This window comes from Streptococcus sp. DD04, from assembly GCF_001578725.1.
Lineage (GTDB): Bacteria > Bacillota > Bacilli > Lactobacillales > Streptococcaceae > Streptococcus > Streptococcus sinensis.
Genome location: NZ_KQ968981.1, coordinates 87272 through 102145, shown reverse-complemented (window position 1 = coordinate 102145; position 14874 = coordinate 87272). Strand labels below are relative to the sequence as shown.

Sequence of the window (14874 nt, the reverse complement as noted above, 5' to 3'; positions counted from 1 at the left end):
CTACAACAAAAGGGGCTCCATAATCCCTGCGGTGGATTTACCCACTACAGAAATTATAGAGCCGTTTTTTGTTGCACTATATTTTACAATTTATCAATTGAAAAATAGGCAAAAAAGGGTTACAATGGTAATTGGAAAACTTGTAACAGATACAATAAAAGACGATTTAGAATCTGGAGGAAATCATGTCTTTTTCTGATTTAAAACTCTTTGCTCTTTCTTCTAATCAAGAATTAGCGCAGCATGTTGCTCAAGAGATTGGATTGCCACTTGGGAAAGCAACTGTCCGTCAGTTCTCTGATGGGGAGATTCAAGTGAATATTGAAGAATCTATCCGCGGGAAACACGTCTTTATTTTGCAGTCTACCAGCTCGCCAGTGAATGATAATTTAATGGAAATTTTGATCATGGTAGATGCTTTGAAGAGAGCTAGTGCAGAATCTATCAATGTGGTAATGCCCTACTATGGTTATGCTAGACAGGATCGAAAAGCTCGTGCTCGTGAGCCGATTACATCTAAATTAGTTGCCAATATGCTGGAGATTGCTGGAGTTGACCGTTTGTTGACGATTGATTTGCATGCTGCTCAGATTCAAGGCTTCTTTGATATTCCTGTTGATCATTTGATGGGGGCTCCTTTGATCGCTGATTATTTTGAACGCCGTGGCATGGTTGGCAATGATTATGTGGTGGTTAGTCCGGATCATGGCGGTGTGAGTCGGGCCCGTAAATTGGCGGAATTTCTTAAAACATCAATTGCTATTATCGATAAACGCCGCAGTGTTGATAAAATGAATACTAGTGAAGTCATGAATATCATTGGTAAGGTTGCAGGCAAAACATGTATCCTGATTGATGACATGATTGATACAGCGGGAACGATTTGTCATGCGGCGGATGCCCTAGCAGAAGCTGGCGCAGTTGAAGTCTATGCTAGCTGTACCCATCCTGTCTTATCTGGTCCAGCTATGGAAAATATTCAAAAATCTGCTATTAAAAAGTTGATTGTTTTGGATACGATTTACCTTCCTGAAGAACGATTGATTGATAAGATTGAGCAGATTTCCATCGCTCATCTGTTAGCAGAAGCGATCGTTCGTATTCATGAAAAACGTCCTCTCTCTCCATTATTTGAAAGCGAAAAAAAATAAACTATTTAATAGACTTATAATTATTTGAGAACTAGTGTGTTGCTAGTTCTCTTTCTTTTTCTCACTTATAATAAAATTTTGCTGTAGTAATGCTTTTATAGTATAATGGTTCTATTAAGTTATCGGAGGTGGCCATGGATTTGACAAAAAAGTTTAATAAAAATTTAGATAAGATTGAAATATCCCTGATTCGTCAGTTTGACCAGTCTATTTCTACGATCCCAGGTGTTCTGCGGCTGACCTTGGGAGAGCCAGACTTTCCGACACCGGATCACATCAAGGAAGCAGCCAAGGCAGCTATTGATGCCAACCAGAGTCACTATACAGGGATGAGTGGACTTTTGGAGCTGCGACAGGCTGCGTCTGACTTTGTCAAGGAAAAATACCACCTGTCCTACAATCCAGAGAATGAGATTTTAGTGACCATTGGAGCAACCGAGGCCCTATCTGCGACTTTGACGGCTATTCTGGAGGAGGGCGATAAGGTCTTGCTGCCAGCGCCAGCTTATCCAGGCTATGAGCCGATTGTCAATTTGGTCGGGGCGGAGATTGTCGAGATTGATACGACAGAAAACAACTTCGTCTTGACCCCTGAAATGCTAGAGCAGGCTATCTTGGAGCAGGGGGATGCGCTCAAGGCGGTTATTTTGAACTATCCGGCCAATCCGACTGGCGTGACTTATTCGCGAGAGCAGATTGAGGCTTTGGCAGCAGTATTGAGCAAGTATGAAGTATTTGTCGTTTGTGATGAGGTATACTCTGAGTTGACTTATACGGAGCAGGGACACGTTTCTCTGGCGGAATATTTGCCTGAGCAGACCATCGTGATCAATGGCTTGTCCAAGTCTCATGCTATGACGGGCTGGCGATTGGGCTTTATCTTTGCACCGGCTGCTTTTACAGCTCAATTAATCAAGAGCCATCAGTATCTAGTGACAGCAGCCAACACCATGGCTCAATATGCAGCTATTGAGGCATTGACAGCTGGTAAGGATGATGCTCAACCCATGAAGACGGAATACATCCAGCGGCGGGATTATATTATCGAAAAAATGACAGAGCTGGGCTATCAGATTATCAAGCCAGATGGAGCTTTCTATATTTTTGCCAAAATTCCAGCAGGCTACAATCAAGATTCTTTTGCCTTTTTACGGGATTTTGCGGAGAAGAAGGCTGTGGCCTTTATCCCAGGAGCGGCCTTTGGCCAGTATGGGGAAGGCTATATCCGCCTGTCTTATGCAGCTAGCATGGAAACCATCAAGGAAGCTCTGAAACGGCTCAAGGAGTACATGGAAGACCATGCTTAGACCGTTAACAAGCAAGAGTTTGATTCTCTATAATCGGAATTTTCGAGAAGATGATAAGCTGGTCAAGATCTTTACGGAACAGGCTGGCAAGCGAATGTTTTTCGTGAAACATGCTGGAAAATCTAAGCTGGCGCCAGTCATCCAGCCTCTGACTGCAGCAGAACTCTTGATGAAAATCAATGACGACGGACTCAGCTATATCGAAGATTACCAAGCTGTGGAAAGTTACAGGCAAATCAAGGGCGATCTCTTTGTCATGGCTTATGCCAGCTATGTAGCAGCCTTAGCGGATGCCAGCATTCAGGACAATCATCCAGACCCAGCACTCTTTGCTTTTTTGCAAAAGACACTGGATCTGATGAATCAAGGCCTGGATTATGAAGTCTTGACGAATATTTTTGAAATTCAGATTTTATCTCGCTTTGGCGTTTCTATGAATTTCCATGACTGTGTTTTTTGTCATCGGACAGGTCTGCCTTTTGATTTTTCCTTTCAATATGGCGGGGTGCTCTGCCCAGAGCATTATCACAAGGATGCTCATCGCAGCCATCTCAATCCCAATATCCTTTTTTTACTGAATCAGTTTCAGGCGGTTCAGTTTAGTGAGCTGGGGACGATTTCGCTCAAGGCTGATATCAAGCGACAGATCAGGGATTTTATAGATCAACTCTATGATGAATATGTAGGCATTCATCTTAAATCAAAGAAATTTATCGACTCTCTGGGCGACTGGGGTAGTATTTTACAAGATGAATATGAGGAAGAACAGCATGAAAAAAATAGCTATTGATGCCATGGGCGGAGACAATGCCCCTCAGGCTTTAGTCGAAGGTGCCAATCAGGCTCTGAGAGACTTCTCGGATATTGAGATTGTTCTCTATGGGGATGAGGCCAAGATAAAACCTCTGTTGACAGCGACAGAGCGCGTCAGCATTGTTCATACGGAAGAAAAGATTAATTCGGATGATGAGCCGACCAGGGCTATTCGCAAGAAGAAGCAGGCTAGCATGGTTTTGGCAGCCAAGGCAGTCAAAGACGGGGAAGCAGATGCGGTCCTGTCTGCTGGTAACACAGGGGCGCTTCTGGCGGCGGGTTTCTTTATCGTCGGGCGGATCAAAAATATTGACCGACCAGGACTTTTGTCCACTTTACCGACTGGAGATGGCCGAGGCTTTGATATGTTGGATCTGGGGGCAAATGCTGAAAATACCCCTCACCATCTGCATCAATATGCTATCCTAGGTTCTTTTTATGCGGAAAATGTTCGTGGAATTAAGCAGCCACGGGTTGGTTTGCTCAATAATGGCACTGAAGCCAGCAAGGGAGACCCTCTGCGTAAGGAAACCTATGCCTTGCTGGCAGCGGATGACAAGCTGAATTTCATCGGAAATGTGGAGGCACGTGACCTTATGGATGGAGTGGCAGATGTTGTCGTAGCAGATGGCTTTACGGGCAATGCCGTGCTCAAGTCTATTGAAGGAACGGCCATTAGTATCCTAGACCAGCTCAAGAAGGCTGTTCTAGGCGGTGGTCTCAAGGCTAAACTAGGAGCTTTGTTGCTCAAAGATAGCCTACAGGAGATGCGCAAGAGTCTGGACTACTCCAGTGCTGGTGGGGCCGTTCTCTTTGGTCTTAAGGCGCCAGTAGTCAAGACACATGGCTCTAGCGATACCAAAGCTGTATATAGCACCATTCGTCAGATTCGGACCATGCTGGAGACAGATGTTGTCGGAAAATCTGTGGTTGAATTTTCAAGAACTGAGGAGGAAAAATGAGCGAGAAGGAAATTTACGTAAAGATTGTTGAAGTTATTCAAGAGCATGAAGGGGCAGATTTCTCTGTCAGTCCTGAACTCAGTCTCAAAGATGAATTAGGTGTTGATTCGGTTGATTTGATGGAATTTATCATTGACCTTGAAGATACATTTGCAATTGAGATCCCAGATGAACATATTGATCATTTTAAGAATATCTCAGACATAGTAACCTATATTCATGGAAAATTGAAAAAATAAGATATATAAAAAAGTAATCTTTTGGGCATGTACTAATCCCTAAAAAGTTGAACAAGCAATGATTGAAAGGAATGAATCCTGTATTGAGCGGGACTCATTCCTTTTAATTTTGTTCGGATTTTCAAGGAAGTTCAATCCGTTTTTAGAGGTTTGTACGGGAATCATTGTAAAATTATTTTGAATATGGTAAAATTAGGGTATAAAAGCACGAAAGGCGAATAATAAAATGTCAAATAAGTTGTTATATTCGGGAAAAGCAAAGGATATTTTTGCGACAGAGGATGAGCATGTGATTTTGGCCCGTTACAAAGATCAGGCAACGGCTTTTAATGGCGTTAAAAAGGAGCAGATTGCAGGGAAAGGGGTATTGAACAATAAAATTTCAGCCTTTATTTTTGAAAAATTGAATGCTGCTGGTGTGGCAACGCATTTTATCGAGAAAATCTCAGAGACAGATCAGCTTAATAAAAAAGTTGACATTATTCCCTTGGAAGTGGTGTTGCGTAACTATACAGCAGGCTCTTTCTCTAAACGCTTTGGTGTGGAAGAAGGGATCGCCTTGGACACTCCGATCGTTGAATTTTACTATAAAAACGATGATTTGGATGATCCTTTTATCAATGACGAGCATGTGAAATTCCTAAAGATTGCGGATGACCAGCAGATTGCTTTCTTAAAAGAGGAGACTCGCCGTATCAATCTTCTTTTGTCAGACTGGTTCCGCCAGATCGGGCTTAAGTTGATTGATTTCAAGTTAGAGTTTGGTTTTGACCAAGACGGTAAAATTATTCTAGCAGATGAATTCTCACCGGACAATTGTCGGCTTTGGGATGCTGAGGGGCATCACATGGACAAGGATGTCTTCCGTCGCGGCCTAGGCGAGCTGACCGATGTTTATCAAATCGTCTGGGAAAAACTGCAAGAATTGAAGTAAGAAAAGGATAGAAGATACTATGGATAAGCGTATTTTTGTTGAGAAAAAACCTAATTTTGGAATCAAATATCAGAGCTTGGTCAAGGAATTGACCCACAATCTCCAGTTAAAGACTTTAGCAGAACTGCGCATTGTGCAGACTTACGATGTTTTTAATCTAAGTGAAAGCCTATTTGCGCGTGCGGAAAAACATATCTTTTCTGAGCAGGTGACAGACCGTCTCTTGTCAGAAGCAGAGGTTGTGGAGTCTTTATCTGAGTACGCTTTCTTTGCTATTGAAAGCTTGCCAGGGCAGTTTGACCAGCGGGCGGCTTCAGCTCAAGAAGCCTTGCTCTTACTGGGTAGTTCAAGTCATGTAAGGGTTAATACGGCCCAACTTTACTTGGTCAATAAAGATATTGATGCGACTGAGTTAGAAGCGGTCAAAAACTACCTGCTCAATCCAGTTGATTCTCGTTTCAAAGACATCACGACAGGGATTGCCAAGCAAGAATTCTCAGAGTCAGATAAGACCATTCCAAAATTGACTTTCTTTGAAAGCTATACGGCGGAAGACTTTGTACGCTACAAGGCCGAGCAAGGGATGGCGATGGAAGTGGATGATTTGCTCTTTATCCAAGACTACTTCAAGTCAATCGGGCGTGTGCCGACAGAAACAGAACTCAAGGTCTTGGATACTTACTGGTCTGACCACTGCCGTCACACAACTTTTGAGACAGAGTTGAAAACTATTGATTTCTCAGCGTCTAAATTCCAAAAACAATTGCAGGCGACTTATGACAAGTATCTAGCCATGCGTGATGAGTTGGGGCGCTCTGAAAAACCGCAAACCTTGATGGATATGGCAACTATTTTCGGTCGTTACGAACGTGCCAATGGCCGTTTGGAAGATATGGAAGTATCTGATGAGATCAATGCCTGCTCGGTTGAAATCGAAGTTGATGTTGATGGTATCAAAGAACCATGGCTCCTCATGTTTAAAAATGAAACCCACAACCACCCAACGGAAATTGAGCCCTTTGGTGGAGCGGCTACTTGTATCGGTGGTGCCATTCGCGACCCATTGTCAGGGCGTTCTTATGTTTATCAGGCGATGCGCATCTCGGGAGCGGGCGATATTACGGCACCGATCTCTGAGACACGTGCTGGTAAATTGCCACAACAAGTTATTTCGAAGACAGCAGCTCAAGGTTATTCTTCTTATGGGAACCAGATTGGTCTTGCGACGACTTATGTCCGTGAGTATTTCCACCCAGGCTTTGTAGCCAAACGCATGGAGCTTGGAGCCGTTGTCGGCGCTGCTCCTAAGGGAAATGTTGTTCGTGAAAAACCTGAAGCGGGCGATGTGATTATCCTACTTGGTGGGAAAACAGGTCGTGATGGCGTCGGCGGTGCGACGGGGTCTTCTAAGGTTCAAACAGTTGAGTCTGTAGAGACTGCTGGTGCAGAAGTTCAAAAAGGGAATGCCATTGAAGAACGCAAGATTCAACGTCTGTTCCGTAAGGGTGATGTAACACGTCTCATCAAGAAATCAAACGACTTTGGTGCAGGTGGTGTCTGTGTAGCCATTGGTGAATTGGCTGATGGTCTTGAAATCAATCTTGATAAAGTCCCGCTAAAATACCAAGGTTTGAATGGAACAGAAATTGCTATCTCTGAATCACAAGAACGGATGGCGGTTGTGGTTCGTCCAAAAGATGTGGATGCCTTCGTTGCGGAATGTAACAAAGAAAATATTGACGCTGTTGTCGTTGCGACAGTGACTGAAAAACCAAATCTGGTCATGTACTGGAATGGTGAAATTATTGTAGATTTGGAACGTGCTTTCCTTGATACCAATGGTGTGCGCGTGGTGGTTGATGCTAATGTGGTTGACAGTGATGTAAACGTTCCTGAAGAACGCACAACATCAGCTACAACTCTTGAAGCAGATACAGTGGCTGTTCTTTCAGATCTTAACCACGCTAGCCAAAAAGGATTGCAAACAATCTTTGACTCTTCAGTTGGTCGCTCAACTGTCAATCATCCACTTGGTGGCCGTTACCAAATCACACCTACTGAGGCTTCTGTACAAAAATTGCCAGTTCAACATGGTGTAACAAATACCGCTTCAGTCATGGCGCAAGGGTTCAACCCTTATATTGCAGAATGGTCACCTTACCACGGTGCTGCTTATGCGGTTATTGAAGCAACAGCTCGTCTGGTGGCGGCAGGTGCTAATTGGTCTAAAGCTCGCTTCTCTTATCAAGAATACTTCCAACGTATGGATAAACAGGCCAATCGTTTTGGTCAGCCAGTAGCCGCTTTGCTTGGTTCTATTGAAGCACAAATTCAACTCGGTCTGCCATCCATCGGCGGTAAGGACTCTATGTCTGGTACTTTTGAAGAATTGACTGTTCCGCCAACGCTTGTTGCCTTTGGGGTGACAACAGCAGACAGCCGTAAGGTGCTCTCTCCTGAGTTTAAGGATGCGGGTGAAAATATTTACTACATTCCAGGTCAAGCTATTTCACAAGATATTGATTTCGACTTCATCAAAGCTAACTTTGCACAATTTGAAGCGATTCAAAAAGCACACCATATAACTTCAGCTTCTGCTGTTAAATATGGCGGTGTACTTGAAGCACTTGCGCTTGCAACCTTCGGTAATCACATTGGGGCTAAAGTAGAATTGGATGAGCTTGACACATGCTTGACAGCACAGCTCGGCGGTTTCATCTTTACCTCTAGTGAAGAGGTTGCTGGTGCTAGCAAAATTGGTCAGACCACCACTAGATTTACACTTGTTGTCAACAACATTGACATTGATGGCCAGAAACTTGACAATGCCTTCCAAGGTAAATTGGAAGAAATTTATCCAACTGAATTTGAGCAAAGTAAAGAGTTGCAAGAAGTACCAGCTGTAGCTTCTAATGTGGTGCTTAAAACCCAAGAAAAAGTTGAACAACCCTTGGTTTACATTCCCGTCTTTCCGGGTACTAACTCAGAATACGATTCAGCCAAGGCCTTCGAACAAGCTGGCGCTAGAGTGAACTTGGTACCGTTTGTAACACTTAATGAAGCAGCTATTGAAGCCTCAGTTGACACAATGGTTGACAATATTAGTAAAGCAAATATTATTTTCTTTGCTGGTGGCTTTTCTGCAGCAGATGAACCAGATGGCTCAGCTAAGTTTATTGTCAATATTTTACTCAATGAAAAAGTCCGTTCTGCTATTGATAAATTCATCGAAAAAGGCGGTCTCATCATCGGTATCTGTAATGGTTTCCAAGCTCTTGTCAAGTCAGGCCTTCTGCCTTATGGTAACTTTGAAGAAGCTGGTGAAACAAGTCCAACCCTTTTCTACAATGATGCTAACCAGCACGTTGCTAAAATGGTGGAAACTCGTATTGCCAATACCAACTCACCTTGGCTGGCCGGTGTGAGAGTTGGAGATATCCATGCAATACCAGTGTCACACGGTGAAGGTAAATTTGTGGTGACGGCAGAGGAATTTGCTGAACTTCGCGACAATGGTCAAATCTGGAGCCAGTATGTAGACTTTGACGGCAAATCATCTATGGATTCTAAATACAATCCAAATGGTTCAGTGAATGCCATTGAAGGTATTACCAGTAAAAATGGTCAGATTATTGGTAAGATGGGACACTCCGAACGCTGGGAAGATGGTCTTTTCCAAAATATTCCAGGAAATAAAGACCAACATTTGTTTACATCAGCGGTTAAATATTTTACAGGGAAATAAATGAGCGAGCGAAGTGAGCTCAATCACGATATTCTTGTCGTAACAATAGTTATCTCATTGAAGAGCCAATTGAATAAATCGGAAATTTTGAGACCTAGACTTAAAATTTAGTTATGAAACTTTAAGGTTTCATAGCTAAAGGGAATATCAAAATAAAAGGTATAAAGAATGACATACGAAGTAAAATCTCTTAATGAAGAATGTGGGGTCTTTGGCATTTGGGGGCATCCTCAAGCAGCTCAAGTTACTTACTTTGGTCTTCATAGTCTGCAACACCGTGGGCAAGAAGGAGCTGGTATTTTAACCAATGATAAAGGTAAGCTCCGTCGTCATCGCGATATAGGTCTTCTTTCAGAAGTCTTTAAAAATCCAGTTAATTTGGAGAAGTTGACAGGTTCTGCTGCTATCGGGCATGTTCGTTACGCGACAGCTGGTGAAGCCTCCATCAATAATATCCAACCCTTCCATTTCAAATTTTACGATATGGAGTTTGGTTTGGCGCATAATGGTAATCTGACCAATACCCAGACTTTGAAAAAAGAATTGGAGCGTAACGGAGCTATCTTTTCGTCTTCATCAGACACAGAAATCTTAGCTCATCTTATCCGTCGTAGCCATAATCCAAGCTTCATGGGAAAGGTTAAAGAAGCCCTGAGTACTGTTAAGGGGGGCTTCGCCTATCTCCTCATGATGGAGGATAAGCTGATTGCAGCTCTTGACCCTAATGGTTTCCGACCTCTTTCAATTGGACAAATGGCCAATGGTGCTATTGTTGTTTCTAGTGAGACCTGTGCTTTTGAAGTGATTGGTGCCACATGGCTGCGCGATGTCAAACCAGGAGAAGTTGTCATCATTGATGACCAAGGCATTCAGTATGATACCTACACAGATGAGACGCAGTTAGCCATCTGCTCAATGGAATATGTCTATTTTGCTCGTCCTGACTCAGTGATCCATGGTGTCAATGTCCACACGGCTCGCAAAAATACAGGACGCCGTTTAGCTCAAGAATTTAAGCATGAAGCGGATATTGTTGTCGGTGTTCCCAATTCATCACTTTCTGCGGCCAGCGGATTTTCTGAAGAATCCGGTTTGCCAAACGAGATGGGACTCATCAAAAATCAATACATCCAGCGGACCTTTATTCAACCAACACAGGAACTGCGTGAGCAGGGTGTTCGGATGAAGTTGTCAGCAGTGTCAAGTATTGTAAAGGGTAAGCGCGTGGTAATGGTGGATGATTCTATCGTTCGGGGAACGACTAGTCGTCGGATTGTTCAGCTCCTACGTGAAGCTGGTGCGGCAGAAGTCCATGTGGCGATTGCCAGTCCCCCGCTTAAATACCCATGTTTTTATGGTATTGATATTCAAACACGTCGTGAATTAATTGCAGCTAACCATACCGTAGACGAAACTTGTGAAATTATCGGAGCAGACAGTCTGACCTATTTATCTTTGGATGGTTTGATTGAGTCCATCGGCTTAGAGACAGATGCTCCAAATGGTGGTCTCTGTGTTGCTTACTTTGACGGGAACTATCCAACTCCACTTTATGATTATGAGAAGCGTTATCTGGAAAGTCTAAAAGAAAAAACGAGTTTTTATTGATAGGCTAAACTAAATAGTAGCTCTGCTATTTTCAAAAGAAAAATGAGGAAAATGAAATGACAAAAAATGCTTACGCTCAGTCTGGTGTTGACGTTGAAGCGGGTTATGAGGTTGTTGAGCGAATCAAAAAGCATGTAGCTCGTACGGAGCGTCTTGGTGTTATGGGAGCGCTGGGTGGTTTCGGTGGGATGTTTGATTTGTCCCAATTGAATGTTAAAGAACCTGTCTTGATTTCAGGGACTGACGGTGTGGGAACCAAGCTCATGTTGGCCATCAAGTATGATAAGCACGATACCATTGGGCAGGACTGTGTGGCCATGTGTGTCAATGATATCATCGCTGCAGGTGCGGAGCCCCTCTATTTCCTCGACTATGTCGCGACAGGAAAGAATGAACCAGCTAAGCTAGAACAAGTGGTTGCTGGTGTGGCAGAAGGCTGTGTGCAGGCAGGCGCAGCCCTCATCGGTGGGGAAACAGCTGAAATGCCAGGTATGTATGGCGAAGATGACTATGACTTGGCTGGTTTTGCGGTTGGCGTGGCAGAAAAATCTCAAATCATAGACGGTTCAAAGGTGGCAGAAGGCGATGTTCTTCTCGGGCTTGCTTCGAGTGGGATCCACTCAAATGGTTACTCACTCGTCCGTCGTGTCTTTGCCGACTACACAGGTGAGGAAGTCTTGCCAGAATTGGAAGGCAAGAAACTCAAAGAAGTTCTTCTTGAGCCGACTCGTATCTATGTCAAGGCTGTCTTGCCACTCATCAAGGAAGAGTTGGTCAACGGGATTGCCCACATCACAGGTGGTGGTTTTATCGAGAATGTCCCTCGTATGTTTGCAACTGACTTGGCCGCTGAGATTGAAGAAAGCAAAGTTCCAGTCCTTCCGATTTTCAAAGCCCTTGAAAAATACGGTCAGATCAAGCACCAAGAAATGTTTGAAATTTTCAATATGGGTGTCGGGCTTATGCTGGCAGTTAGTCCTGAAAATGTAGACCGTGTTAAGGAATTGTTGGATGAACCAGTCTATGAAATTGGTCGCATCGTCCAGAAAGAAAACGAAAGTGTCATCATCAAATGAAAAAAATAGCGGTTTTTGCCTCTGGTAATGGCTCAAACTTTCAGGTGATTGCCGAAGAATTTCCAGTGGAGTTTGTTTTTTCAGACCATCGTGACGCCTATGTGCTCGAGCGTGCCGACAAGCTTGGCGTTCTGTCCTATGCTTTTGAACTCAAGGAGTTTGAGAACAAGGCAGAATACGAAGAAGCAATTGTCAATCTCTTGGATCAGCACCAGATTGACTTGGTTTGTCTAGCAGGCTATATGAAAATCGTTGGGCCAACCTTATTGGCGGCTTATGAAGGTCGAATCATCAACATTCATCCCGCCTATCTGCCAGAATTTCCAGGAGCTCATGGGATTGAGGATGCTTGGAATGCTGGCGTTACTGAGAGCGGCGTTACTATTCACTGGGTGGACTCCGGTGTGGATACAGGCAAGGTTATCAAACAAGTTCGTGTGCCGCGGCTGGCTGATGATACCATCGAAAGCTTTGAAGCTCGCATTCATGAAGCGGAGTACAAGTTGTATCCAGAGGTATTGGATAGTTTGGGAGGAAGGAGATTAATAGTGGAAGAGGAATATCGAAAAATTGATGGATATACGGAGTTCTTCAGTTTCTTTTTTAATGAAAATAAAAAAGAAGAAATATCGGAAAAATTGTGGGCGTTTGCAAGAAAAAATATGTATATGATAGATGAACAGAAAGATGAGGCATGGAAATCTCTTAATTCTAGAATAGATGCTAGACTTGATAAGTCAGAGGTATACATAAAAAAGAATGAAAATACTAAAGTGTATGTTAGAACATTTAGAAATAAAGGTAATAGTGAAACAAAATCACTTTTAGAATGTTTTTATAAGTATGTTTTTGGTAATAAAGAAGTAATTTCTTTTGATTCCTCAAATAATAGTGCTCCATCATCTACCTTAACTAAGTATACTAACTATACAAAGTATAAGAAAAAGAGAAATCATAAATCGAAAAAACTACTATTAAATTACCAAGTATCGCATGTGTTTGGAAAAACATTGAATTGTTATGCATTCACCGCACCGTGGAATATTGTATACTTGCCCAAAATTTTAGATCCATTTACAGGCCACGAGAGTAAAGGTGAATTAACTGAGCGGTTTACTGAAAAATTACAAGACTTTGTCAAATCAAATTATAGTGAACAGATTCTTGACTTCAATCAAACTATGGAAGAGTTAAGTCCAAAGATTAAGCAATTTAAAAAGGAAATTAAAGACAATAATATCAAGGAAATTAACGAAAAAAATATTAAGGAAGATACACTTAAACAATTTTTTAAAAGTCTAGATGAGAATTTTTCTCAAATTGATTTATAAGGAGAACATAATGACGAAACGCGCCTTAATCAGCGTCTCAGATAAAGCGGGCATTGTTGAATTTGCCCAAGAACTCAAAAAACTTGGTTGGGATATTATCTCGACAGGTGGGACCAAGGTTGCCCTTGATAGTGCTGGGGTGAAGACCATTGCTATTGATGATGTGACTGGTTTTCCAGAAATGATGGACGGTCGTGTGAAAACACTTCATCCAAATATTCACGGCGGCCTTTTGGCTCGTCGCGACCTTGACAGCCACCTTCAAGCTGCAAAAGATAATCACATTGAATTGATTGACCTTGTTGTGGTTAACCTTTACCCATTCAAAGAAACTATTCTGAAACCATATGTGACTTATGCTGATGCGGTTGAAAACATTGATATCGGTGGTCCATCCATGCTTCGCTCTGCTGCTAAAAACCATGCTAGTGTTACAGTTGTTGTTGACCCAGCTGACTACGATGTTGTTTTAGATGAATTGACAGCTAATGGTGAAACAAACTTTGAAACGCGTCAGCGCTTGGCAGCCAAAGTTTTCCGTCACACAGCAGCTTACGACGCTTTAATTGCGGAATATTTCACAAAACAAGTTGGTGAAACAAAACCTGAAAAACTCACCATCACTTATGATTTGAAACAACCCATGCGTTATGGTGAAAACCCTCAACAAGACGCGGATTTCTACCAAAAAGCTTTGCCAACAGATTATTCTATTGCATCAGCCAAACAGCTTAACGGTAAGGAATTGTCCTTCAACAATATCCGTGACGCGGATGCTGCTATCCGTATCATCCGTGATTTCAAAGATCGTCCAACTGTAGTGGCTCTCAAGCACATGAATCCGTGTGGTATTGGTCAAGCTGATGACATCGAAAAAGCTTGGGACTACGCTTATGAGTCAGACCCAGTGTCCATCTTTGGTGGGATTGTCGTTCTCAACCGTGAGGTGGATGCTGCGACAGCTGAGAAGATGCATGGTGTCTTCCTTGAAATCATCATCGCACCGAGCTATACAGATGAGGCGCTAGCGATTTTGACCAACAAAAAGAAAAACCTGCGGATCCTTGCCTTGCCATTTGATGCTCAAGATGCCAGCGAAGTGGAAGCTGAGTATACAGGCGTTGTTGGCGGTCTCCTTGTTCAAAACCAAGACGTGGTCAAGGAAAGCCCAGCTGACTGGCAAGTGGTGACCAAACGCCAACCAACTGAGACAGAGGCAACAGCTCTTGAATTCGCTTGGAAGGCCATCAAATACGTCAAATCCAACGGAATCATCATAACCAACGACCACATGACACTCGGTGTTGGTCCAGGTCAAACCAACCGTGTGGCTTCCGTTCGTATTGCGATTGACCAAGCCAAAGATCGTCTTGATGGTGCTGTGCTTGCCTCTGACGCCTTCTTCCCATTTGCGGACAACGTGGAAGAAATTGCAGCCGCAGGTATCAAGGCTATTATCCAACCGGGTGGCTCTGTCCGTGACCAAGAGTCTATCGACATGGCTGACCAGTATGGGCTGACCATGATCTTTACAGGGGTTCGGCATTTCAGACATTAAGAAATATTGAAAATCCTCGGCTTAATGAACCGCACCCAAAAAGTTGGACAAAAAATATTAGTGAAAGGATTTGGTTCTGTACTGAACAGGGCTGAGTCCTTTTAGTTTTGCTTTAATACGCTTGTTGTTGTAGTAAAAAATGGCTCTTTG

11 protein-coding genes and 2 pseudogenes are annotated in these 14874 nt (G+C 43.0%); 12 read left to right on the top strand and 1 reads right to left on the bottom strand.

Features of this window, described 5'->3' with window-relative positions; all coding sequences use genetic code 11:
* The 12 genes and pseudogenes from STRDD04_RS11555 to purH all read left to right on the top strand — a co-directional run.
* Positions 1-199 (top strand): annotated as a pseudogene (locus tag STRDD04_RS11555) (hypothetical protein); the annotation flags it as partial.
* On the top strand, positions 186-1151 hold the full coding sequence (locus tag STRDD04_RS09500) for a ribose-phosphate diphosphokinase (RefSeq protein WP_062201802.1): 966 nt from the start codon (positions 186-188) through the stop codon (positions 1149-1151). The pseudogene STRDD04_RS11555 and the gene STRDD04_RS09500, both read left to right, overlap by 14 nt.
* A gap of 134 nt (positions 1152-1285) precedes the next feature.
* A complete protein-coding gene (locus STRDD04_RS09495) occupies positions 1286-2458 on the top strand; it encodes a pyridoxal phosphate-dependent aminotransferase (RefSeq protein WP_062201800.1) in 1173 nt (390 codons plus the stop codon).
* Positions 2451-3248 carry a DNA repair protein RecO gene (recO, locus tag STRDD04_RS09490; protein WP_062201798.1) on the top strand — a complete coding sequence of 266 codons (798 nt, stop codon included), beginning with the start codon at positions 2451-2453 and terminating at the stop codon, positions 3246-3248. Before STRDD04_RS09495 ends, recO begins: the two co-directional genes overlap by 8 nt.
* Positions 3229-4233: a phosphate acyltransferase PlsX gene (gene plsX, locus STRDD04_RS09485; protein ID WP_062201796.1), complete on the top strand. Its 1005-nt coding sequence runs from the start codon at positions 3229-3231 to the stop codon at positions 4231-4233. The genes recO and plsX overlap by 20 nt, the downstream gene beginning before the upstream one ends.
* A complete protein-coding gene (locus STRDD04_RS09480; protein ID WP_062201793.1) occupies positions 4230-4472 on the top strand; it encodes an acyl carrier protein in 243 nt (80 codons plus the stop codon). The genes plsX and STRDD04_RS09480 overlap by 4 nt, the downstream gene beginning before the upstream one ends.
* A gap of 226 nt (positions 4473-4698) precedes the next feature.
* Positions 4699-5406, top strand: coding sequence for a phosphoribosylaminoimidazolesuccinocarboxamide synthase (gene purC, locus STRDD04_RS09475; protein ID WP_037617427.1), 708 nt, complete (start codon positions 4699-4701; stop codon positions 5404-5406).
* Between the two features lie 19 nt (positions 5407-5425).
* On the top strand, positions 5426-9151 hold the full coding sequence (locus STRDD04_RS09470; protein WP_062201792.1) for a phosphoribosylformylglycinamidine synthase: 3726 nt from the start codon (positions 5426-5428) through the stop codon (positions 9149-9151).
* A 168-nt stretch (positions 9152-9319) separates the two neighbouring features.
* The gene (gene purF / locus STRDD04_RS09465) at positions 9320-10759 is read left to right on the top strand and encodes an amidophosphoribosyltransferase (protein WP_062201790.1); all 1440 of its coding nucleotides are present in this window, start codon (positions 9320-9322) and stop codon (positions 10757-10759) included.
* A 56-nt stretch (positions 10760-10815) separates the two neighbouring features.
* Entirely contained in the window at positions 10816-11835 is a 1020-nt protein-coding gene (gene purM, locus STRDD04_RS09460; RefSeq protein ID WP_062201788.1) for a phosphoribosylformylglycinamidine cyclo-ligase, read from the top strand.
* Positions 11832-12377 (top strand): annotated as a pseudogene (gene purN, locus STRDD04_RS09455) (phosphoribosylglycinamide formyltransferase); the annotation flags it as partial. The gene purM and the pseudogene purN, both read left to right, overlap by 4 nt.
* 799 nt (positions 12378-13176) lie before the next feature.
* Positions 13177-14724, top strand: coding sequence for a bifunctional phosphoribosylaminoimidazolecarboxamide formyltransferase/IMP cyclohydrolase (purH, locus tag STRDD04_RS09450; protein WP_062201787.1), 1548 nt, complete (start codon positions 13177-13179; stop codon positions 14722-14724).
* Positions 14725-14781: 57 nt separating this feature from the next.
* Here purH and STRDD04_RS10755 read toward each other — a convergent pair.
* Positions 14782-14874: IS3 family transposase (locus STRDD04_RS10755; RefSeq protein ID WP_156469086.1), on the bottom strand; the 93-nt coding region annotated here is incomplete at its 5' end.

Excerpts from the sequence above, each read along its gene's own strand:
- STRDD04_RS09495 (WP_062201800.1), top strand. The coding sequence starts at position 1,286 with ATGGATTTGACAAAAAAGTTTAATAAAAATTTAGATAAGATTGAAATA.
- purM (WP_062201788.1), top strand. The coding sequence starts at position 10,816 with ATGACAAAAAATGCTTACGCTCAGTCTGGTGTTGACGTTGAAGCGGGT.
- purF (WP_062201790.1), top strand. The coding sequence starts at position 9,320 with ATGACATACGAAGTAAAATCTCTTAATGAAGAATGTGGGGTCTTTGGC.
- STRDD04_RS09500 (WP_062201802.1), top strand. The coding sequence starts at position 186 with ATGTCTTTTTCTGATTTAAAACTCTTTGCTCTTTCTTCTAATCAAGAA.
- STRDD04_RS09470 (WP_062201792.1), top strand. The coding sequence starts at position 5,426 with ATGGATAAGCGTATTTTTGTTGAGAAAAAACCTAATTTTGGAATCAAA.
- STRDD04_RS09480 (WP_062201793.1), top strand. The coding sequence starts at position 4,230 with ATGAGCGAGAAGGAAATTTACGTAAAGATTGTTGAAGTTATTCAAGAG.
- recO (WP_062201798.1), top strand. The coding sequence starts at position 2,451 with ATGCTTAGACCGTTAACAAGCAAGAGTTTGATTCTCTATAATCGGAAT.
- purH (WP_062201787.1), top strand. The coding sequence starts at position 13,177 with ATGACGAAACGCGCCTTAATCAGCGTCTCAGATAAAGCGGGCATTGTT.
- plsX (WP_062201796.1), top strand. The coding sequence starts at position 3,229 with ATGAAAAAAATAGCTATTGATGCCATGGGCGGAGACAATGCCCCTCAG.
- purC (WP_037617427.1), top strand. The coding sequence starts at position 4,699 with ATGTCAAATAAGTTGTTATATTCGGGAAAAGCAAAGGATATTTTTGCG.